Origin of the sequence: Clostridium sp. KNHs214 (assembly GCF_000744935.1) — a bacterium.
Classification (GTDB): Bacteria; Bacillota; Clostridia; order Clostridiales; family Clostridiaceae; genus Haloimpatiens.
Genome location: NZ_JQMW01000013.1, coordinates 347642 through 370463 on the forward strand (window position 1 = coordinate 347642; position 22822 = coordinate 370463).

18 protein-coding genes and 1 riboswitch are annotated in these 22822 nt (G+C 29.8%); of the genes, 5 read left to right on the forward strand and 13 right to left on the reverse strand.

The window, feature by feature from the left end; all coding sequences use genetic code 11:
* Positions 1–46: 46 nt before the first annotated feature.
* Positions 47–231, reverse strand: a riboswitch (cobalamin riboswitch).
* Positions 232–285: 54 nt separating this feature from the next.
* The gene (locus CC89_RS17145) at positions 286–1356 is read right to left on the reverse strand and encodes a pyridoxal phosphate-dependent aminotransferase (protein WP_035294266.1); all 1071 of its coding nucleotides are present in this window, start codon (positions 1354–1356) and stop codon (positions 286–288) included.
* A gap of 614 nt (positions 1357–1970) precedes the next feature.
* On the opposite strand from CC89_RS17145, the gene CC89_RS17150 reads away from it, so the two are divergent.
* Both CC89_RS17150 and CC89_RS17155 read left to right on the forward strand, forming a co-directional pair.
* Positions 1971–3398: a TldD/PmbA family protein gene (locus CC89_RS17150; protein WP_035294267.1), complete on the forward strand. Its 1428-nt coding sequence runs from the start codon at positions 1971–1973 to the stop codon at positions 3396–3398.
* Positions 3398–4696, forward strand: coding sequence for a metallopeptidase TldD-related protein (locus CC89_RS17155; RefSeq protein ID WP_035294268.1), 1299 nt, complete (start codon positions 3398–3400; stop codon positions 4694–4696). Before CC89_RS17150 ends, CC89_RS17155 begins: the two co-directional genes overlap by 1 nt.
* A 103-nt stretch (positions 4697–4799) precedes the next feature.
* Here CC89_RS17155 and CC89_RS17160 read toward each other — a convergent pair whose 3' ends face one another.
* The 4 genes from CC89_RS17160 to CC89_RS17175 all read right to left on the reverse strand — a co-directional run bounded on the left by CC89_RS17160 (position 4800) and on the right by CC89_RS17175 (position 9265).
* A complete protein-coding gene (locus CC89_RS17160) occupies positions 4800–5495 on the reverse strand; it encodes a cyclic nucleotide-binding domain-containing protein (RefSeq protein ID WP_035294269.1) in 696 nt (231 codons plus the stop codon).
* Between the two features lie 296 nt (positions 5496–5791).
* Positions 5792–6949, reverse strand: a complete 1158-nt coding sequence (locus CC89_RS17165) for a galactokinase (protein WP_035294271.1) — start codon at positions 6947–6949, stop codon at positions 5792–5794.
* 54 nt (positions 6950–7003) lie between these two features.
* Entirely contained in the window at positions 7004–8056 is a 1053-nt protein-coding gene (galT, locus tag CC89_RS17170) for a galactose-1-phosphate uridylyltransferase (protein WP_035294273.1), read from the reverse strand.
* 189 nt (positions 8057–8245) lie between these two features.
* Positions 8246–9265: a LacI family DNA-binding transcriptional regulator gene (locus CC89_RS17175; RefSeq protein WP_286161386.1), complete on the reverse strand. Its 1020-nt coding sequence runs from the start codon at positions 9263–9265 to the stop codon at positions 8246–8248.
* Positions 9266–10399: 1134 nt separating this feature from the next.
* Between CC89_RS17175 and galE the strand changes: the two genes are divergently transcribed.
* Both galE and CC89_RS17185 read left to right on the forward strand, forming a co-directional pair.
* The gene (gene galE, locus CC89_RS17180; RefSeq protein ID WP_035294275.1) at positions 10400–11386 is read left to right on the forward strand and encodes a UDP-glucose 4-epimerase GalE; all 987 of its coding nucleotides are present in this window, start codon (positions 10400–10402) and stop codon (positions 11384–11386) included.
* Positions 11387–11666: 280 nt separating this feature from the next.
* On the forward strand, positions 11667–12596 hold the full coding sequence (locus CC89_RS17185) for a DUF5107 domain-containing protein (RefSeq protein WP_035294276.1): 930 nt from the start codon (positions 11667–11669) through the stop codon (positions 12594–12596).
* Positions 12597–13139: 543 nt separating this feature from the next.
* Here CC89_RS17185 and CC89_RS17190 read toward each other — a convergent pair.
* The 4 genes from CC89_RS17190 to CC89_RS17200 form a co-directional block, all read right to left on the reverse strand.
* Positions 13140–14144 (reverse strand): LacI family DNA-binding transcriptional regulator, encoded by a 1005-nt coding sequence (locus CC89_RS17190; RefSeq protein WP_035294277.1) that lies wholly within the window; start codon positions 14142–14144, stop codon positions 13140–13142.
* A gap of 105 nt (positions 14145–14249) precedes the next feature.
* Complete coding sequence (locus CC89_RS17195) at positions 14250–15419, reverse strand: phosphopentomutase (RefSeq protein WP_051931939.1); 1170 nt, start codon at positions 15417–15419, stop codon at positions 14250–14252.
* 440 nt (positions 15420–15859) lie between these two features.
* Positions 15860–16126 carry a hypothetical protein gene (locus tag CC89_RS20705; protein ID WP_185750794.1) on the reverse strand — a complete coding sequence of 89 codons (267 nt, stop codon included), beginning with the start codon at positions 16124–16126 and terminating at the stop codon, positions 15860–15862.
* A 1003-nt stretch (positions 16127–17129) separates the two neighbouring features.
* On the reverse strand, positions 17130–17924 hold the full coding sequence (locus tag CC89_RS17200) for a Cof-type HAD-IIB family hydrolase (protein WP_185750795.1): 795 nt from the start codon (positions 17922–17924) through the stop codon (positions 17130–17132).
* A 436-nt stretch (positions 17925–18360) separates the two neighbouring features.
* On the opposite strand from CC89_RS17200, the gene CC89_RS17205 reads away from it, so the two are divergent.
* Positions 18361–20031: an outer membrane protein assembly factor BamB family protein gene (locus tag CC89_RS17205; RefSeq protein WP_051931941.1), complete on the forward strand. Its 1671-nt coding sequence runs from the start codon at positions 18361–18363 to the stop codon at positions 20029–20031.
* A gap of 557 nt (positions 20032–20588) precedes the next feature.
* On the opposite strand, the gene CC89_RS17210 is transcribed toward CC89_RS17205, so the two are convergent.
* The 4 genes from CC89_RS17210 to CC89_RS21265 form a co-directional block, all read right to left on the reverse strand.
* Positions 20589–21005: a biotin transporter BioY gene (locus CC89_RS17210; RefSeq protein WP_286161387.1), complete on the reverse strand. Its 417-nt coding sequence runs from the start codon at positions 21003–21005 to the stop codon at positions 20589–20591.
* Between the two features lie 45 nt (positions 21006–21050).
* Positions 21051–21698: a polyprenyl diphosphate synthase gene (gene uppS, locus CC89_RS17215; RefSeq protein ID WP_035294278.1), complete on the reverse strand. Its 648-nt coding sequence runs from the start codon at positions 21696–21698 to the stop codon at positions 21051–21053.
* A 468-nt stretch (positions 21699–22166) separates the two neighbouring features.
* A complete protein-coding gene (locus CC89_RS17220) occupies positions 22167–22595 on the reverse strand; it encodes a hypothetical protein (protein WP_035294279.1) in 429 nt (142 codons plus the stop codon).
* A 6-nt stretch (positions 22596–22601) separates the two neighbouring features.
* Positions 22602–22727: a hypothetical protein gene (locus tag CC89_RS21265; protein WP_286161388.1), complete on the reverse strand. Its 126-nt coding sequence runs from the start codon at positions 22725–22727 to the stop codon at positions 22602–22604.
* Positions 22728–22822 lie beyond the last annotated feature (95 nt).

The following is a 22822-nucleotide window of genomic DNA, read 5'->3' on the forward strand; positions in this document are numbered from 1 at the left end:
GTTGAAATTACCATCTTAAACTTCAAAAGTACCTTCCCTCCGAAAGCCTTGTTTATTAATTTAGGCAGGTTTCCTGACTCTAGCATCGTCCTCCTCTCTTCCTTCCCTAGCCGTATGACCGGTGGATTTTAGAGATTTGTCCACTATTACAGTAGCGGGGGCTGTTGTGGAATTTAACCACATTCCCTTTTAACCAATTTTTATCTTGGCACCTAAACTTATTAATTTATTAAATTTTTTTCACCATGTTAATTATAATACAAATCTGAAAACTTTAATAGTTATTTATAAATTTAATAAAATATCTGTATAAAAATTTTTTAATATACTAATTAATATATCATTTCTACTCTTATCTTTTATTGCAAACCTAACATAATATTCATTTAATCCCTTATAATTAGAGCATTTACGTATTAAAAGCCCTTTCTCTAAACAATAATCGTAAAGCTTATTACAATGAATTCCCTTAAGCTTAACTAATAAAAAATTAGCATTAGTTGTAAATACTTTATCTATAAATTCTATAGTTTTTAACTGCTCTGTAAGAAACTTTTTTTGACTATTTATCCACATTAAAGAATTCATTATATATTTTGTATCCTTTAAAACATATTTAACAGCAGTTTCTGCAAAACAATTTATATTCCAAGGATTTTGCTTTTCACTTATATTTTCAAGTAAATCTTTGTTTTTACTTATACCATACCCAAACCTAATACCAGGCATACCAAAAAATTTTGTAAGAGCTCTTATAATAAATATACATTTATAACTCTCTAATTCTTTTATAAAACTTTTTTCATTATCTCCTACAAATTCTATAAAAGCTTCGTCTATAATTATGGTTTTATCTTCTCTTTCACAGAAATCTAATATGCTTTTAAATTTATCTTTATTAATTATTCCTCCATTAGGATTATTAGGATTTCCAATTACTAAAGCCTCTACATATGGAATTTTTTTTAGTATATCATCATAGTCGTAGCTCATATCATCTTTCTTTAAATAAGAATGCTCTACTTTACACCCATGCTTTTTCCCGTCAATCTCATATTCTGCAAATGAAGGCACAACTATCAATATACTTTTAAAACAAGCTATACATAAATCTATTATTTCTGCAGCCCCATTTCCAAGAAGAAAATTTTCTTCATTTACACCTGTATAATCACTTAAGCTTTTTAAAATCTCCCTATATTTTATATCTGGATACCTTGTACAATTATTTAAAGCCTCATTTATATTATTTATAAAACTTTCTGGTATTCCCAAAGGATTTATATTAGAGCTAAAATCTATAAGCTCCACTCCTTTTAATACTCCATTTGTATAAATATCTCCACCATGTATCAAAATAGCACCACCGATCATTATGTAGTTAATATATTTATTGATTAACCCACAATAAGGTAGAATGTAATGGAATTATGAAATTTCTCCTCCATGACTTGCATAAGAGCTAGGAACAATAAATTTAATTTAAGAAATTCTAATCTTTTAGCCATATAAAATTATCTAACGCTCACATTCAGCGTCCTGCCTCAGGTTCGCTAGCCTGGCGTCCTTTTAAGGGTTACGATAATTTTATCTGTCTAAAAGAAGAATTTCTAAAATTAAATTTAAATAGTTCCTTCGCTTCTTATGCAAGTCATTCCAGAGAAATTTCATAATTCAAGCAATGTAATACTTATTGTGGAATAATCATTTATTATATTTTATCATACAATTATAGAATATAAGTAATTTGTTGATATTCATCATAGTGCAACTATATAAAATAGCCCTTATTCTAAATATCTGAAGTAATATTCACCTTTACGTACATTACTTCAGTCCATAAATACAATATTTAAAAATTTTATAGTTTTTTGTTAACTTTACATATATTTGTTGTATTTCATATTTACCAGTAATACAATGGTCTTATGAGTACCTATTACAAATATCAAAATAAAGGAGGGGGCTTAATGAAAGTTCAATTATCAAATTTTTTAACTAAAAGTAAACCAACAATAAAACAACTAGTATCAATTCTTTCAAAACATTATAAATATGTATCTATTTTAGGTTCAGATACCTCTGGAAAAGCCTTTAATATAAGAAGAACTAGTACAAATTTAAATGACTCTTTTTGGAATGAAAGAGGTTTTGTGTTAAGAGTACACAATGGAATAAATTACTCAGAACTATCATTTAATCAAATAGATAATAATGTGGAACACATGGCAAAGTCCATGATAAAAACACTAGATAATCAATTAAATAATTTAAAAAATTTAAAAACAAAAATTTCTCCTTACCCAATAATTAAAGAAGAGAAGTTAACAAAAACTTTTAATGGAAATGTAAATTTGGATTTTTCTTCTATGAGTAATAGAGAAATACTAGAAAAAATGAGTTCTATAAAAGATGAAGCTCTAGTTCTTTCAGAATTTATCTTAGACTTTATAGTAAGCTTTCAATCTGTAAAGGTATCTAAAATATTCATATCTTCGGATAAAGATCTTGAACAATCCTATATATGGAGCGAAGCTACTCTTGCTAGCATTGCTAGAAAAGATTCAAAGACAAAATTTTATTACAAAGTCTTCTCAGGTCTTAAGGGACTTGAAATTTTAGATGAAATGAAAGCTGCAGTTAAACTTGTAGTTGATACCTCTGTAGAACTATTAAATTCTAATCCTGTGAAACCTGGTGAATATGAGGTAATATGTGCTCCTTCAGTTTCAGGAATTATAGCTCATGAAGCTTTTGGACATGGAGTAGAAATGGATATGTTCGTTAAAAATAGAGCAAAAGCAAAGGAATACATGAATAAAGAAGTAGCGTCCTCACTTGTGACCATGCACGATGGTTCTCGAAGCTGTGACCAGGTTTCTTCCTATCTTTTTGATGATGAAGGAGTTTTAGGCGGTGACACTATAGTTATAGATAAAGGAATACTTAAAAGTGGTTTTTCTGACACCCTATCTGCTTTAAAATTAAATATTAAATCTAGTGGAAACGGTAAAAGGGAATCTTTTGAAAGAAAAGCTTATGCAAGAATGACAAATACATTTTTCGAGAGCGGAAATGATAATTTAGAAGACATGATATCATCTATAAAATATGGATTTTTATTAGAATGTCCGAGCAGTGGAATGGAAGATCCTAAAAACTGGGGTATTCAATGCATGGTTACCTTGGGAAGAGAAATAAAAGATGGTAAGTTAACAGGAAGATTAGTATCTCCTGTTATATTGACAGGTTATGTTCCAGACCTTTTAAAATCTATTTCTATGGTTTCAAAAAATGTGGAATTAGAGGGGTCTGGAGCTTGCGGTAAAGGTTATAAAGAATACGTAAAAGTATCCTGTGGAGGACCATATATTAAGGCGAAAGTGAGGTTAGGATAATGATTAATACTATAAAAAATATCTTATCGGATAAAGATATAAGTGGATATAAAATAATAGAAAGTGTTACAGAATCTGTAGAGTTGTTCTTTATAAAAAAAGAACTTCATATGGATAGAAGCAAAAAAATCCACTATTTTAATGTAACAGTATATAAAAACTTTGATGAAGATGGTAAAAAGTTTACAGGTTCTTCTACCTGTAATATATATCCTACTATGACAGAAGAGGAAATAGGGCATATACTCCAAGATGCTGCTTATTCTGCAAGTCTTATCAAAAATGAATTTTATCCTCTTCCAAAAGCATCAGGTAAAATTTCTAATATGATGATTTCGAGTTTTGCTTCTCACGAACTCTCCTATTGGATTCCTAAACTTACAGACGCAATATTTAAATATGACAATCATGAAAAAGGCTGCATAAATTCCTGTGAATTATTCTTAAATAAAATATACAACAGAATAGTTAATTCAGAAGGAATAGACATAAATTATGAACAATACAAAGGTGAGTTAGAATTCATAGTTAATTGGAAAGAATCAGGAGAAGAAATTGAACTTTACAAATTTATTAAATTCTCTGATTTTGATGAAGAATTTATATCTGGAAATATTAAAGAAATGTTGGAATTAGCAAGAGAAAAAGCCCTGGCAACAACTACTGTTAAATCCGGAAAATATACAGTATTATTAACCGGTTCTCCAGTAAAAGAACTATTCAGCTACTATTTTGCTAGATCTAATGTTTCTGCTGTATACGACCAAATATCTCAGTGGAAAATAAACCAAAAGATACAGGGAGAAAATATTAAGGGTGACACTATTAATATGGTTTTAGATCCTAAAATGAAAAACTCAATCTTTTCCGTACCTTATGATCAAGATGGTGTAGCTTTAGACAAAGTTACCATACTAGAAAATGGAGTATTAAACAAGTACCACGGAAGCAGTAGATACAGCTACTATTTAAACCAACCTACCACAGGTTCTATTAATAATATGGAATTTTTAGGAGGTTCTAAAACAATAGAAGACTTAAAAAAATCACCTTACATTGAACTAGTATCTTTCTCTGATTTCCAGCTTAATCCTCTAACTGGAGATTTCGGAGGAGAAATTAGACTAGGTTGGTATTTCGATGGAGAAAAAACTATTTCTATAACCGGTGGCTCCCTATCTGGAAATATAAATGAAGTTCATAAGGAAATGTATTTATCTAAAGAACTTCAGCAATTTAATGGCTTTATAGGTCCCAAAACTGTTCAAATGTTTGATTTAAGTGTAGCAGGAATATAAAAAACACCTCTATAAATAGGGAACATCCATAAATTTGTATAAACAGCTTTATGGATATTCCCTACTATTACTTGGGTCAACTTATAATAATAATATCTAATACCTATTCGTAATGCCCCCCAGACATATCTTTCAATCTCTCATAATCTAATATTACTATTTCTTTATTATTTTTCTTTATAATTCCACTGTCACATAAATCCTTAATCACCCTATTTAAATGTCTATAACTAACTCCAAAAAAATTCGCTAGCTCAGTTAAATTATTAGTTTTTATTTCATCAATTAATTTATTGTTATTTTCATCAGATGTTATGGCTATTAAATAACTGGCAAACCTATTTATAAAAGGATAAGCTTGATTTAAAGCTGATAAATTTGAAAATGTATAGAGTTTGTGGCTTAAATTTTCAATTACAAATCTTAGAAAAAGGCTGTCTTCGCTAGCATATTTTTTTACATCATCTGCCTTAATCCCTATTATAATAGCTTCATTTAAGGCCTCTACATTATTTTTAATTTTATATTTTTTAAATAACTCTAAATCACCCACTATTGATAACGGAGTACTAAATCTTAACAATGTAGACTTGCCATTTAAAAGTAAATTAAATACTTTAAGCTTTCCTTTAACCAAAAAGTATATCCACTCTAATTCATCACCAATTTTACAAATCATCTCTCCTTTTTCACAAAGAAAAAGTTTCATATACGAAAACATATCCTTATCAAATATAGTATCTAGTTGAAATTTATCTATATAATGTTTCATTAAATTTTTATCATTAAGTAATTTCATAAAATTATCACCTCTATAAATTCTAGTATAACTGCTATAAAAAAAATAAAATAGGACATAAGTCCTATTTAGACACATTCAAATAAATAACAAGTCAGTATGCTAGTCTATTTTGCGTCACACTGCGTCAGCGGAGCCCACCGATATTTCTACTAGCGGCGGAACCTGTTTCCTTGTCTGACACAAAATATACCTGCATCTTTGACTTGTTATTTATTTTCATGTACCTTATTACTTTCTATTATCAACTTCTTTAAATTTCAACTAAATCTCATACTTTTTATTTTCTATATAAATTAAATTTCTCTACTTCCTTCTCCAATTCCTGTAACATAAAATTCAGGATAGTACCCTATTATACAGAAGTAGTTTTCTTTCAATTTTTCCATGAATTTAGTAATATCATCCTTATGAACTATAGCTATTGCACAACCTCCAAAACCAGCTCCTGTCATTCGTGCGCCAATACATCCTTCTATTTTTAATGCTTCATATACTATGGTATCTAGCTCTTTTCCTGTAACTTCATATAAATTCTTAAGCGAATTGTGAGACTCTACCAAAAGCTTCCCAAATTCCTGCAAATTCCCCTCTGATAACTTTCTAAAAGCATCCTTTACTCTGTAATTTTCAAATACTGCATGTTCTGCTCTTTTTCTTGTATCCTCATCCTCTATAATTTCTTTAACTTTTGTAAATTCTTCAGGTGTTAATTCACATAGGTATTTTATATTTTTTTTAGTTTTAATTATCTCCAGAGCCTTTTCACATTCTTCTCTTCTTTTATTATATTTTGATTCATTTAGTTCTCTTCTCTTTTTTGTATTCATTATAACTAATGTATAATCTTTTAAATCTACTGGAGCATACTTATACTCCAGTGTATTACAATTTAATAAAATACCTTTACTAGCCCTACCCATGCCCACTGCAAATTGATCCATTATACCACAGTTTACTCCTACAAACTTATTTTCAGCTTCCTGCGCTATTTTTACTAAATCTATTTTAGAAATTTCTCCCTCATTAAATAATCTATTAATCATTTCGCCTATTAAAAGTTCTAAGGATGCTGAAGATGATAATCCTGACCCATTAGGTATATTTCCGCTTATTAAAATATCCATGCCGCCTACTTTATATCCCTTATTCTTCATTATACTGATAACACCTTTGGGATAATTAGCCCAATCATCTTCTTTTCTATACCCTAACTCATCTACATTTGTCTCAACCTTAAGCTTAAAATTAGTGGATACAAAATTTATCTTATTATCGCATCTCTCCCTAACAATACCATAAGTTCCAAGCTCAATGGCACAAGGAAATACATAGCCGCCATTGTAATCTATATGCTCACCTATTAAATTCACCCTTCCTGGAGAATGGAAAACTCTCATTTCTCCAGCACCATAAATATTTTGAAACTTTTTCTTTAATTCTCTTAACTCCATTTAACTCACCCCTTAATGCTAAATCATCCTGTTATTTAAAAACTCTTTTAAATTTTATTTGCAATTCTTTAAATATCTTTTATAAGCTTCTCTAAGTTCCTCTGCACATTCCTCCACAGCTCTTGGATTACATGCTGCCCATGCTCCCATTTCTGATGATGCATAATACTTTATTTTATTTTCAGACCTTAGAGGAGTATAAAATTCCACATGGAAATGATAATAATCATTATAATTTCCATATTCAGGTGAGTTTACTGGTGCTTGATGTATACACATCATATATGGAAATTTTTTATTAAATAATGCATCAAAAGTACCTGTAACTTTTTTCAATATATCTGCAAAATCATTCTTTTCTTCATCCGTAAAGTGAATCATAGCACTTTTGTGGTTTTTGCTCACAATAAACATGCCATAAGGATAATCAGTAAAAAATGGTAGGTATGCTACAAAACTGCTATTCTCAACTATTATTCTTTTCTTAAATTCTTCTTCCTCTTTGTTCATTCTACATATTAAACATTCATTGTTTTTTTCATAATATTCTCTGCAAGATTCTAATTCAGTCTTTATCTTCAAAGGCATCTTTGAATAAGCGTATATTTGTCCATGAGGATGAGGCATAGTTACACCTACTTCTTCTCCTCTATTTTCAAATTTAAATATATATTTTATTTTTTTATCTTTACTTAATTCAGTATATCTTTCACACCATAAATCCACTAACTTTCTTATATGTTCTACTGATAATTCTGGAAGAGTTACTGTATGCTTTGGAGAATATAATATTACCTCACATTTTCCATAAGCCCTATTTGTTTTATATATACCTGTCCCTGAGTTTTCTACACCTGCTCCCAGTTTTTCTATACCTGTCCCTAAGTTTTCTTGGTTAACGTTTGATCCTACTTTATCTGGCTCTGGTGGATTTTCCATAAGTGCTGGAAAATCATTATCATATTTTAAAACTTCATATTCCTCTGGAACCTTTCCTGAACCTGGACAAAATGGACACCAATCCTTTGGCATTTGAGGTCTATTTTGTCTATGTGAAGCCACCATTACCCAATCTTTTAACAATGGATTCCATCTTAATTCTGCCATATAAAATTCCCCCTTTAGAAAACCTTTTCTGTTTTATTATTTTTAAAGTCTAACTTCAAAATCACACCTTTCAAAGCTAGACTTAATTGATCCTTTGCTAAAGCATAACATTATACCATGTTTAGAAACACCAAGACTGAATCTCCTATATGTAAAAATAACAGTGGTGGCATCCCTAGTTAACAAGCTTTATATTTGTTTGCAACTTTCCCTAATAACTAATTTTGTGTCCAATATGATTTTTCTTCTTACATTGCTGTCATTCTTCATCATATTTAACATTTCATTTGACGCAATTTGTCCTACAGACATTATTCCCAAATCAATAGAAGTAAGTTTAGGACTTGTTATATTTGAAATAAAAGTATTATCACAACCGATTATAGATATCTCCTCTGGAATTTTTATTTCTAAATTCCTACAACAATTCATAGCCCCTACAGCCATTATATCATTACAAGCAAATATAGCTGTAGGCCTATCTTTCATCAATAGAACCTTTTCAATAGCCTTTTGAACATTTTCAGAAGCATACATGCTATTCCCATTTTCAACAGTAATTACCTTACTATACTCAATGTTTTTATCCTTTAGAAATTCCATGTAAATTTTTTCTCTTAAATCATAGGAAGAGCTTTGTTCACCTCTTATAAAAAGTATTTTTCTATGATTAAAATTATATAGATATTCTAATGCTTGTTTTATACCTATTTCTTCATCATAACTTACATAATTCAATTTATAATCTTCACCTAATGCATTTATAATTAATAAAGGTATGCTAGATGAAATTTCCTTATAAAATTTATTTTTTAAATTTTTAATTGAAGGATCTATTACTATAATTCCATCTACCTTTCTTTGTACTAGATTATTTACAAGTTTCTTTTCTTCCTTATAATCTCCACCGGTATTACACAAAGATATACTATACCCTTGATCTTTTATTATATTTTCTATATTTTCAACTATGGTTGGGAAAAATAAGTTTGTTATACCAGGAACCACTACTCCCACTGTATAAGTTTTTTTGGTTATCAAACTTCTTGCCATGTGATTTGGTACAAAATTGAGTTTTTCTATGGCTTTTTCTACCCTTTCACGGGTTTCTTTTTTAACCGGATAATTATTATTTATCACTCTAGACACAGTAGTTATAGAAACTCCTGCCTCTTTAGCTACATCTTCTATAGTAATCGCTTTAATCACTCCCTCGGGAAAACCTTTTCAATATAATACTATATTATCACATATATATTGTATTTTTCAATATGCCATAGCATAAGAAGATTGTGAAGAAAGTGCAATAAGAAAAATCTGTCTTTAAGTCCACAATAAATATATTTTCTAGACTGTTCGCAATACGCCAAGAAATTCTAATGTTTTCAAATTTCAATACCCTAAAGCTTTCAAACTCGCTTCTGACGACGCTCAAACATGAAAGTTTCTTAACGGGCATTGAAATTTGAAAACAAAGAATTTCTAAAGCTAGCTCAATAGCCTAAGAAAATATATTTATTGTTACCTTAAAGACAGATTTTTCGGTTCATGCATAAGCTATCAGAGGAGGAACACAGCTGACTAAAGGATGATTTTCCTCCGCTTCGCTATGGAAAATCTTTAATTTATAAATAGAAAGGCGTTCATAATATTTTTTAGGCGGAGCCTTTCGAAAAGTTATATGGTACCTATTAAAATAAAATAATAACTAAAATTCAATTCATTTTGCCGTAAGGCAGTTGTTTGTACAAATCAGAATTTGTAATTTAGACCAGGTAAGAGGTATTACTTCTTATCTATTACCTATTACTTATTACTTATCTACAAGTTCTTATTTATCTAACAATTAAAGTTATATATTTTTATATAAATCCTAATCATGCCTACGTATTTAGGCTGGCTATCGCCAATAAAAAAATTTTAAGCCCTTAAAGAAAAGCTATAACTACTCCATTTAATGAAACAGTTATAGCTTTTTCCTATTAAACTAAAAATCTGATTTTAATGTAGTAATAAATGTGTAATTGGGGACTATTGAACTAGCCTTAGAACTTCTTATGTCTCACAGTTAAAGACCCGTTAAGAAGCTTTCATTATTTGAGCAATGTAAAAAGCGAGTTTGAAAGCTTTAGGGGCTTTAACTGTGAGACATTTAGAAGTTCTTGGCGTATTGTGAACAGTCCCAAATTACACATTTATTACGGAATTAAAATCAGATTTTCTTCAATGTATTATGTCTCAATATATTCTTTCTGTGAACTTCAATAAAAGTTGATAAAATAGTGATTTTTATGATAATATAGTTATAGAAAAGGTTTTCTTAAATGAAATGGAGGGATATTAATGTCTATTTTAGTTTGTGGCGGTGCAGGATATATAGGCAGCCATATGGTTGCTCACCTTTTAGAAAATAATAAAGAAGTAATTATTGTAGATAATCTACAAAAAGGACATAAGGAGTCCTTATTGGGTGGTAAATTATACATTGGAGATTTAAGAGATTCTGAATTTCTTGATAAAGTTTTTAAGGAAAACTCTATAGAAGGCGTTATTGATTTTGCAGCTGATTCACTAGTTGGAGAAAGTGTTAAAGATCCACTAAAATATTTTAATAATAACGTGTATTCCACCATAAACCTATTAACTGCTATGAAAAATTTTGGAGTTAAATACATTGTATTTTCTTCCACTGCTGCTACCTACGGTGAGCCAGAGAATATTCCTATATTAGAAAATGATAGGACTTATCCTACTAATCCTTATGGAGAGTCTAAGTTAGCTGTAGAGAAAATTTTAAAATGGTGTGATAATGCTTATGGTATTAAATACACAGCTCTTAGGTATTTTAATGCCGCTGGTGCCCATATTAATGGCAAAATTGGAGAAGATCATAATCCTGAAAGTCATCTAATTCCTATAGTTCTTCAAGCTGCTTTAGGTACAAGAGAAAAAGTAAGTATTTTTGGAGATGACTATGCAACAAAAGACGGCACTTGTGTAAGAGATTACATACATGTAAGCGATTTAGCATCTGCACACCTTCTAGCTTTAGAAAGACTTAAACGTACAGGGGAAAGTAAAATTTACAATTTAGGAAATGGAGAAGGTTTTTCCGTAAAGGAAGTTATAGAAACTTGCAAAAGAGTAACGGGAGTTAAAATAAAATCTGAAATAACTAAAAGGCGAGCTGGAGACCCTGCAACCTTAATAGCTTCTTCAAAAAAGGCTATGGAAGAGTTAAATTGGAATCCTAAATATAATTCCTTAGAAACTATAATAGATACTGCTTGGCAATGGCATAAAACTCATCCAAATGGATATGCAAAATAAAATAACTCAATTGATATATTGATTAAAGCACAAAAAGGTATAATGCGGTGGAATTATGAAATTTCTCCTCCATGACTTGCATAAGAGCTCTGAACAATAAATTTAAATATTTTCCTTGCTTCTTATGCAAATCATTCCAGATAAATTTCATAATTAAAGTAATTTAATATTTTTTGTAGGATAATCATATATTACAATATACAAATAGGAGGTGAACGCTGCTGTAAAATTATAGGTTTTTCCTATATAAATTTTTATGTATTATTAGCAGCGGTGCTATATGATTCATATTGAAAAATTCATGAACACCAAAGGTATATATTTGGAAGATGATGATTTGAGAGTGGTTGTTCTACCTGAAATAGGTGGGAAAATAGCTTCCCTATATCATAAGAAAAAAGAATTTGAACTTTTATTTCAAAATAAATTTAAAAGCTATGAAAAAGCTGCATTAAATTCTGCCTTTGAAAAATTTGATGCCTCTGGTTTTGATGACGCTTTTCCCACAATAGATCCTTGTAGAGTTGTATATGGAAACAAAGAAATCTTATATCCTGATCATGGTGAAGTTTGGAGCTCATCCTTTGATTATAAAATAGAAAATAATAGAGTTTTCTTAAGTTTTAACAGTACCATATTACCTTATAAATATATGAAAACTCTTTATTTAGAAGAAGGAGTTTTAACAATAGATTACAATATTAAAAATACCGGTAATTTACCTATACCATGCATATGGGCTATGCACTGTTTAATAAACTGCGAAGAAGAAATGAAAATCAACTTTCCAAAGGGAACAAAAGAAATAATAAACGTGCATAAAAGTGTTAATTTAGGTGATTTAAACTCTATTCATCCTTATCCTAAAACAACAACTCCAAAAGGAGAGATTTATAATTTAAATAAAGTAGGTAGAAAAAATTTAAATAATACAGAAAAATACTATGCTTATAGTATTCTAAAAGAAGGGATTTGCTCTGTTTATTACCCTAATAAAGACATAACATACAAAATAAATTTCAACAAAGATGCCCTTCCTTATTTAGGTTTTTGGGTCACTGAAGGCGGTTTTAGAGGTGATTACAATTGTGCCTTAGAGCCTACTAACGGATTTTATGATACTATTCCTATTGCGAAGGAAAACAATAAGCTATTTTATCTTAAAAAAGAAGAGGATTTAAATTTTAAAATAACCATAGAACTTTTTTAAAATAAGTATTATTTAAATATTTAGCATTGTTTTAAAAATATCTATTGGCTTACATAATATTCTCTTAAAATAAGTAATCACTAACAGTATTGCAGCTAAGGTAATTAACCAAATTACATCTATAAGATATATAAAAAAACTTTTTCTTCGTTTCATGGATTGTCCACATCCTTCTCGTAACTAAAATTATATAAATTCTATTTTTAACTTATTTTATTTATACTAGCATTTTTTCTTTTTATTCTAATAAAATTTAATAAAAATTAAACACTAAGGTACATGAAAAGAAATAACAAGTCAAAAATAACGGTACATTTTGTGTCAGACGATGAAGCAGGTTCCGCCTTTGGTAGAACTATCGGGGGTTCTGTTGACGCAGTATGACGCAAGATAGACTAGCATACTGACTTATTATTTATTTGAATGTGCCTAAATTTCTATTTTAATTATACACTGTATATATAATTATATATATAAATAGTTTCAATATGGTTAAAATATGGTTAAAATATAAAATTTTAAAGAGAAGCATTAGCTTCTCTTTTATTTTTGCTTTTTACACGATTCTCTTTCTATTAGCTGATAAGGCAGTACATAATTTTTTTCTTCCATCTTCTGTTTATTAATAATTTTAATTAACATTCTCATACCGACAGAGCCCATATCATACATTGGTTGTGCTACGGTAGTTAGCTTAGGATAAAATACTGATGCTTCATATATGTCGTTAAATCCCATTACATCTATATCTTCTGGCACTTTTATACCCTTTTCTCTCAAAGCATTTATAGCTCCTATAGCACATTCATCACTACCACAAAATACTGCATCCACATTTTCATTTTCTAATATCTTTATCATTCCCTTATACCCATCTTCTACCTTTAATCCACCAGAGTAAATAAGAGATTTTTCAGATTTTAGTTCATTTTCTTCAATAGCTTTTCTATATCCTACATATCTCATAGATGTTATGTTATTTTCATCATCTTTATTTCCTATGTAAGCTATTTTTCTATTTCCATTTTTAATTAAGTAATTTACTGCATCATAAGCTGCACCTTCATTATCTATGGAAACGCTTGGAAAATTCTTTTCCTTATCTGTATTCTCTATTAGAACCATTGGAATTCCCAATTCCTTTATAAAGTCTAATATTTTAGGCTGCAGGGAACTACTCATATAAAGTATTCCATCTACCATCTTTTCCCTAAGAACTCTTAAGTAGTTTATTTCTTTTTCTAAATCCAAGTCCGTATTGCAAAGCATTATGTTATAGTCATATATATTAGCAACGTCCTCAGCGCCTCTTACTATCTCTGGATAAAATTGGCTAGATATATCAGGAATTATCATTCCTATAGTACTGGTTCTTTGTGTTTTTAAACTTCTAGCTACAATATTCGGTCTGTATTGTAACTTATCAATTGCCTCTAATACCTTTTTCTTTGTTTCTTCATTTACCACATTTATATTATTCAAAACTCTTGATACCGTTGCAATTGATACGCCTGCTTCTCTCGCTACGTCTTTAATTGAAGCCGCCATATTATCAACTCCTATACATATTATTCTAATTATTATACCCTAAAAAAACTGTCACTTACAAGCTAAAATATATTTTATTTTACTATTTTAAAGGTTATTTTATAATTACATTAAAAAATATTCTTTAACCATACTACTTATATAAGATAAGGTTGGAATTTCACCTATAAATCCATTTAAATTACATTGCCCATAAATCAATATAGGCACGTACTCTCTAGTATGCTTACTATGCCCTATAGTTGGGTCATTTCCATGATCTCCTGTAACTATTAATATATCCTGCTCATTCATTACACTAAGTATTTTACCTATATATTCGTCTATTATTTTAAGTTCCATAGCATATTTATAAGCATCTTGAAGATGCCCTGCTATGTCCGTTCCCTGCACATTGCTCAAAATAAATGCTTCTTTAGTGTTTATTATCTCCCTTAAAGTTAAATTTAATATATTTTTCGTATCTTTTTGTATTAAATTTTTTCCATAAGGATTATGTATTATATCCCCTGCTTTTCCTATCAAAATTACTGGAATGTTTTTATCTCCTAACAAATATTGAATTTGTTTATTATCCTTATGATAGAAGGGCAAATTAGCATTTATATATCCCCTATCTTCATAAATCCCTGCTTTTACTAGATTTATACCTATAGCTCCACTTTCCTTTTTTTCTATAAAAGACTTTAACTTATCTACTGGTACAAAAGCTCCGTTAACTGTAACCCTTGAAACTTCTGAAGCTTCTCTAACAATATTAGCTATTTTAAAGATTTCTTCGTATCCTATTTTGTTCAGGTCAGCTGTAACACTATATATTTGTCCTATATCCCCTTCCAAACTATCACCAATTATAATATAATCTCCTATACATAGTAATTTAAAGTTTTTTTCTTTTACTATATATTCTATTTTATATCCCTGATGCTCAAGTAACTTTCCTATTTCATGGGCTTTTTCAGAAAACACTTGCATATTCCTATTAAAATCTTTTCTTCCCATAATCTCTTGATGTCCTAAAAATGAATCTGCTCCAGGGTGATTTAGAGCACATTTACCATAAGTACAATTTAAACTCTTTTTCATATACTCCGTTTCATAATCTAAAGCATTCATTATTCCTAGCTTCTCCAAATTGGGAAGTTGCAAAGAGCTAACCTTACACAATACATGTTTTAAAGTATTAGCTCCTATATCCTCTTTTCTATTAATCTGTACATCCTCCATTGCTCCAATACCTAATCCATCTATAACTAAGACTATAAATCTTCCCATCTTCAACACCTTATCCTCAAATCAATTGAGACTTAATTTACATATAATTTATCCCTATGCTAACTCTGCTTAAACTTAATATACAGCCTACTTCCATGTACATTATATCATAGCAATACATTGAAGAAAAATCTGATTTTAATTCCGTAATAAATGTGTAATTTTAGACTGTTCACAATACGCCAAGAACTTCTAAATGTGTCACAGTTAAAGCCCCTAAAGCTTTCAAACTCACTGGTTCCTCGTTCAAACATGAAAGCTTCTTAACGGGTCTTTAATTGTGACACATAAGAAGTTCTAAGGCTAGTTCAATAGTCCCAAATTCCACATTTATTACTACATTAAAATTAGATTTTTAGTTTAATATGTATCTGTTTTGAGAAGAGAAGCCTACTAAAGGATGATTAGGATTTATATATAAGACTATATAACTTTAATTGTTAGATAAATAAGATTTTAACGCCTATAAAGAAGTCTTTCTCATCATCAACCAACCAAAAATAATTCGCCCCAACCCTATTGGGTTGCAGATTACGCTCATTTTTGTAATTATCATATTTTACAAATATATCACAGGCCCTTGCATCATCAAATGCATATATTGTGAAGCAAGTGCCATAAGAAAAATCTGTCTTTAAGTCCACAATAAATATATTTTTTAGACTGTTCGCAATACGCCAAGAAATTCTAATGTTTTCAAATTTCAATACCCTAAAGCTTTCAAACTCGCTTCTAACGGCGCTTAAACATGAAAGCTTCTTAACGGGTATTGAAATTTGAAAACAAAGAATTTCTAAGGCTAGCTCAATAGTCTAAGAAAATATATTTATTGTTACCTTAAAGACAGATTTTTCAGTTCATGTGTACATTGCTTTTGTGGGAGACGGCCTACTAAAGGATGATTTTCCTCCGCTGCGCTACTGAAAATCTTTAATTTATAAATGATAAAGCGCTCATAATATTTTTTTAGGCGGAGCCTTTCGTTTAGTCCTTAGTCATCAAATGTTTTTTAGTACTAGGTTCTAGTTTCTAGATGTTAGACTTTGTTATTATAATACATATTTATGTTTCTTAACCTATATGCCGATCATTCATTATAAATCAACAGGCTCACGCCAAAAAAACTTTTAAGTGTTAAACTTCTGACTGATAAATAATTGCTTGTCAAAATAAAGCACTAAATAAGACCTAATATATTTTGCCGTGGCATTGATTTATATAAATCCTAATCATGCCTACGTATTTAGGCTGGCTGCCGCCAATAAAAGATTTTTTAAAGTGCTAAAGAGAAAAGCTAAAACTATTTCATTTAATGAAATAATTTTAGCCTTTTTCCTTTTTCATTTTACTTTTTTTATTTAATTAAAGATTTTCCATAGCGCAGCGGAGAAAAATCATCCTTTAGTTAGCCGTATTCCCCACCCCAGATAGCCTATGCATGAACCGAAAAATCACACTTTAAGGAAGTGAAAAAAATTGGAATTTGGGACTATGGAACTAGCTTTAGAACTTCTTATGTTTGCAGATTTCAATTCCCGTTAAGAAACCTTCCTGTTTGAGGGACGCAAGGAGCGAGTTAAGGTTTTAGGGGATTGAAATCTGCAAACATTTAGAAGTTCTTAGCGTACTGTGATTAGTCCCAAATTACAATTTTTTCACGGACTTAAAGTGTGATTTTTCTTATTGCACTTACATCACAATTTTCTTACTCTACGCTAATATGAATTTCTCTATAACCTTGCTTACACCATGATTATCGTTAGTATCTGTTACATAATCACTTACCTTTTTAACATTATCATATGCATTGCCCATGGCAACTCCTAATCCTGCATATTTTATCATCTCTATATCATTTTCGCTGTCACCTACAGCTATTACTTCTTCTCTCTTTATGTTGTTAATTTTAGCAATGTATTCTATAGCATATTTCTTGCTTATATCTTCATTTCCTATTTCAAAATAGTACGGCCCTGTTTGCATTACAGGCATATTATATGGCTTTATAATTTTATTGAATTTATTTTTTTCCTCCTCTGTGAAGCAGACACCTACTATTTTTGTCACATGTTCTATTTCCATGCAATCCTTTATATTTAAGCATACACATATACTTTTTTCTCTTAAATATTCAAACTCTGGATTTTCCTTATCTACATATGAATTTTCTTGATCAAATACAATGTAATTTATGTTTTCTTCTCTAAGCTTAGAAATTATCTCTTTATATATGTTTTTATCTAATGTATGCATTTTAACTATTTGCTTATTTTCCGCTTTAACTATTACTGCTCCATTTATAGTTGCTAATTCTCCAGTAATATTTAAACTATCTATATATTTTTTAATTGCATTAAATTCCCTTCCAGATGCAAGTACAACCTTTACTCCCTTGTCTAAGCATTTTTTAATTGCCTCTACATTCTCCTTTTCTAATCTTGATTCTGAATTGAGTAATGTTCCATCCATATCTAACGCCAATAATTTATACTTCATACCATTCATTAGCCATACCTCCATCTAATAATTCTACTAAAATAGTATCCCATTTATATATTAATACAAAATTTAATTTCTATCCAATTTACACACTTAAAATGCCTCTATTAATGCCGTTTTCACAACGTTTTCATTCAATCTTGCTCCATTTTCTGAACATTTGATAAGCAAATAGAATGCTTAAACCACAAAAATATACAATGCGGTGGAATTATGAACTTTCCCCTCCATGACTTGCATAAGAGCTCGGAACAATAAATTTAAACAGTTCCTTCGATTCTTATGCAAGTCATTACAGATAAATTTCATAATTCAAGTAATGTAATGCTTTTTGTGGGTAATCATAGAATACTATTTAGGCATTTGGTAATAATTCCATAATAGGGATCATATTGTATACTATCAATTTACAAATTTACATTTTAGAAAGGATAAAAAATAAATGATAAAAAGAAAAACCCTATTAATACTATTATGTATTACTATTCTGGCTACTTGTTGCAGCTGCTATACTAAATCACCAAATAAAAAAAATAAGTTTCAAAAAAAAAGAAAACATCTATATTCAGTAGACTCTAATGAAACCTTACCTACTCTTAGTCATGGAATTTTAAATTCTAATGAAAGTGTAAAAAATGATAAAAAACTTCTCTACTTAGATAATGGAACTTTGCCTAATATAAACTATGATTTATTTTTAAATAATAAGCTCATAAATACTTATGCAAATAATGAAAATACTATTTTCCCAAAAAAATATTCAACTATGGATGGAATACTTACTTTTAGGGGAGACAATCTAAGGAATAACCCTTCTTTCGGTATATGCAATATAAAAGAAAAAAAACTACAAGAAAAGTGGCATTTCAATACCCGTTCCGGTACTTGGGGTGGAGGTGCTGGCTGGACTGGTCAACCTGCCATTGTTAAATGGCCTAAAGATGTACTTAAAATAATGAATATTAAAGATAAGTTTAAAAGTAATGATAACTTTATAGAAGTTATATATGCTTCACTAGATGGTCACATATATTTTATGGATTTAGAAACTGGCGAGGAAACCAGAAATCCAATAAATATAAATAATCCAATAAAGGGAAGTGTTTCTATAGATCCAAGAGGGTATCCATTACTTTATGTAGGACAAGGTATTCCTGAAAAGGGTGCTATTGGCTATAGAATATTTAACTTAATAGATAGTTCTCTTTTATACTTTATAGATGGAAGGGATAGTTTAGCTCTACGAAACTGGGGCGCCTTTGATAGCTCTCCACTTATAAATAGAAACAATGACTCCCTTATATTATGCGGTGAGAATGGACTGTTTTACAATATAAAACTAAACACAAATTTTAACATGACTCATAAGAAAATCTCCATAAAACCTGAAGTTATTAAATATAGATATACTACGAAAAAAATCCCAGAACAGGGCATGGAAAATTCTCCAGCAGTATATAAAAATCTAGTTTACTTTGGAGATAATTCCGGAAACATACAGTGCATAAATCTTCAAAATATGAAGCCCCTATGGACCTTTGATAACACAGACGATACAGATGCTACCATAACCATAGAAGAAGAAAATGGTACTCCATGCATATACACAGCTAATGAAGTAGATAAACAGGGTGCTAAGGGCATATGTAACTTAAGAAAACTAGATGGCTTAACAGGGAAAGTTATGTTTGAAAAATCCTTTGAAGCCATGTCTCTTCTTGGTAAAAGTCCTGTAAATGGCGGTGCCTTGGCCACAAATATTATAGGCAAAAATGACATAAAAAATCTAGTTATATTTAATATAGCTAGATACAAAAATTTCAATGGTGGAATTTTATTAGCTTTGGATAAAAAAACTGGTAAAGAAGTATGGAAGCTAGAAATGGATAATTACTGTTGGTCTTCACCTGCTGCCGTTTACGACTCTAAAGGCAAGAGCTATATTGTCCAAGGTGATTCTGCTGGAAACCTATTTTTAATAGAAGGTATCACTGGCAAAGTGCTTCACTCTATAAAATTAGGAAGCAATATAGAAAGCTCTCCAGCCATATATGAAAACACTATTATCCTCGCTACAAGATGGGGAAAATTCTTTGCAATCACCATAAAATAGGAATATTGTGAAGCAATACATTGGAAGGAAAATCTGTCTTTAAGTCCACAATAAATATATTTTCTTAGACTACTCGCAATACGCCAAGAAATTCTAATGTTTTCAAATTTCAATACCCTAAAGCTTTCAAACTCGCTTCTGGCGGCGCTCAAACATGAAAGCTTCTTAACGGGTATTGAAATTTGAAAACAAAAAATTTCTAAGGCTAGCTCAATAGTCTAAGAAAATATATTTATTGTTACCTTAAAGACAGATTTTTCGGTTCATGCATAAGCTATCAGGGGAGGAATACAGCTGACTAAAGGATAATTTTCCTCCGCTTCGCTATGGAAAATCTTTAATTTATAAATAGAAAGGCGCTCATAATATTTTTTAGGCGGAGCCTTTCGAAAAGTTATATGGTACCTATTAAAATAAAATAATAACTAAAATTCAATTCATTTTGCCGTAAGGCAGTTGTTTGTGCAAATGAGAATTTGTAATTTAGACCAGGTAAGAGCTATTACTTCTTATCTATTACCTATTACTTATCTACATTTACTTATTTCTATGTTATATTAAACTAGTGACATTCCAGTTTTCTTCATTATATTAACTATTCTTACACTTAAAAAAGCAGTAATTATACTTAAAACTATATCTCCTGCAGAACAAACTATGCATCCATAAAATAAAGCCCAATAAAAACTTTTACCTATTCCCAAATATAAATTGTAAATTAAATAAAGATATATAACTCCAAACAAATAAACAAAAAATAACCCAGAAAGTATAATCATCGAAGTTTTTCCCAGGGACAGGTGTTGCTTTTTAGCATAAATACGCTCCACTAACTTTCCTATAACATATGCTCCAACTATAAATCCTATTAAATACCCAAAGGTAGGCTTTAATATATAACCAGGTCCTCCCCCTTCAGTAAATACTGGCACTCCCATGAGCCCCACCACTACATATAAAATTTGTGAACTCAAAAAAACTAGAGCATTTCTTTTAAACGAATACCCTAGCTTTATACATTAACCACCTAAAGTAATATCCTGATGTTCATACCATTTTAATGCATCATAAAACTGTTCTTTATTAAAATCTGGCCATAAATCATCTATAACATAAAAATCAGCATATACAGATTGCACGGGTAAAAATCCACTTAATCTGCGTCTTCCGCCCCAGCGTACGATTAAATCTATTCTAGATATATCTGAAGAATGTATATGTTTCTGCATTTTACTGCTATCTCCTTCTTTACACCCCTTACATATATCCCATTCCCATCCATAGTTCACCAAAAAATTTATTTTTATGTCACCTTTTCCAAACTTAGTTCTTTTGGTAAATGGTTTTAATTCTTCTGGAAACAACTTAGATTCTGTATCACCTACAATCAATAACTCTCCATCTTTCTCAGCCAAACCCATTACTGACTCCACACATGCTTTTCTAAATTCTTTTGTTTGTTCGCTGGGCCTTTTTGTATTATCTTTAGTAAATCCATAAAAAGTTATTTCTTCTATCCCTAACTCCAAGCACATTTCATAAAGCTGAAAGCCCGGCTCTATACCAAATCTATATCCATCTTTTTTATCAAGTCCCCTAGCTTGAGCCCATCTTCTATTTCCATCTGGAATTATACCTATATGCTTAGGCACTCTTTTAAATTCCATCTTAAACCTCCTAAAGTAAATACTATTGCAGGTAAATTTATTATCATATTACTACAAAGTTTATGTATTGTTTAATATATCCTACTTTAAGCATTTTTAAACAAAAATGTAGTACTTTTTCTCAACGCTTAGGCTTTTCTGACCACACTTGCATAGCAGCTTGTTTTATTTATAGACAAAAATAAACGTCAACAATTACTACAATCTGCTGACATTTTGTTATTCATACAATAATTTTTTATTTTTCCTAAATATCTAAATCTAACTTATAGTTTATTTATATTCTTTACTTCTAACGTTTTTCCTTACCTTTAAGTTAAATCTACATCTATATATAAGTCTACATTCATCCTAAAAATCATTTTTAATTTAATAAAAAAAGCCCTTCTTGGGCTAAAATTTTAAACTCTATAATTAATATTAATTTAAGTAGCCTAAAGTACTTACCCTTAGGCTACTCACAAATACCTAGCTATCTAAAAAATCATCTAATCTTCTGTCTATAGATATATTAGGGTTGTTTTCGGTCTTTTCAAGTATTATTTCTACTAGTTCTTTCTGTCCTTTTATATCTCTACCTATAATCATATCGTTCTCTCCAAATAAACCGTAATCAACTCTTATTGCTGCAAAAACACCTTCGCCTGTTATGTATACTCTACATATATCTTTCCATGGGATTTCATGCTTTTTTATTCCTGAATTATAAATAATCTTTGTATCTTCTACTTTGTAGTATTTAAATATTGCAAATACATATATAACTAACGCCCAAATTCCACTACATCCTCCCCATATTTTCCATATAATATCATTAACATTATAAACAAAATATAATATACCAATTAAAACAAAAAAGGGGAAAATTAGTGAAGTCTTCTTAGTTCTATAAATCATAATTAACTACTCCATTCCAAATTTTTTATATATTCTTTCCTGCATACCGCCTATTTTTTTACCTATATAATAATCTATAGCAAGTGCACCTCCAATACATACAGTCATTCCTATTACTATTTTTATCTCCATTTAATAGTAATTATGTTTTAATTCTATAACTATTAAAATCTTTTAATTTATTCCTTTATATGTAATTCTACATTCATCCTAAAAATCATTTTTAA

Bases quoted from the DNA above. Each gene is read 5' to 3' on its own strand.
- CC89_RS17150 (WP_035294267.1), top strand. From the start codon at position 1,971: ATGAAAGTTCAATTATCAAATTTTTTAACTAAAAGTAAACCAACAATA.
- CC89_RS17155 (WP_035294268.1), top strand. From the start codon at position 3,398: ATGATTAATACTATAAAAAATATCTTATCGGATAAAGATATAAGTGGA.
- CC89_RS17160 (WP_035294269.1), bottom strand. From the start codon at position 5,495: ATGAAATTACTTAATGATAAAAATTTAATGAAACATTATATAGATAAA.
- CC89_RS17165 (WP_035294271.1), bottom strand. From the start codon at position 6,949: ATGGAGTTAAGAGAATTAAAGAAAAAGTTTCAAAATATTTATGGTGCT.
- galT (WP_035294273.1), bottom strand. From the start codon at position 8,056: ATGGCAGAATTAAGATGGAATCCATTGTTAAAAGATTGGGTAATGGTG.
- galE (WP_035294275.1), top strand. From the start codon at position 10,400: ATGTCTATTTTAGTTTGTGGCGGTGCAGGATATATAGGCAGCCATATG.
- CC89_RS17185 (WP_035294276.1), top strand. From the start codon at position 11,667: ATGATTCATATTGAAAAATTCATGAACACCAAAGGTATATATTTGGAA.
- CC89_RS17190 (WP_035294277.1), bottom strand. From the start codon at position 14,144: ATGGCGGCTTCAATTAAAGACGTAGCGAGAGAAGCAGGCGTATCAATT.
- CC89_RS17195 (WP_051931939.1), bottom strand. From the start codon at position 15,419: ATGGGAAGATTTATAGTCTTAGTTATAGATGGATTAGGTATTGGAGCA.
- CC89_RS17200 (WP_185750795.1), bottom strand. From the start codon at position 17,924: ATGAATGGTATGAAGTATAAATTATTGGCGTTAGATATGGATGGAACA.
- CC89_RS17205 (WP_051931941.1), top strand. From the start codon at position 18,361: ATGATAAAAAGAAAAACCCTATTAATACTATTATGTATTACTATTCTG.
- uppS (WP_035294278.1), bottom strand. From the start codon at position 21,698: ATGGAATTTAAAAGAGTGCCTAAGCATATAGGTATAATTCCAGATGGA.
- CC89_RS17220 (WP_035294279.1), bottom strand. From the start codon at position 22,595: ATGATTTATAGAACTAAGAAGACTTCACTAATTTTCCCCTTTTTTGTT.
- CC89_RS21265 (WP_286161388.1), bottom strand. From the start codon at position 22,727: ATGGAGATAAAAATAGTAATAGGAATGACTGTATGTATTGGAGGTGCA.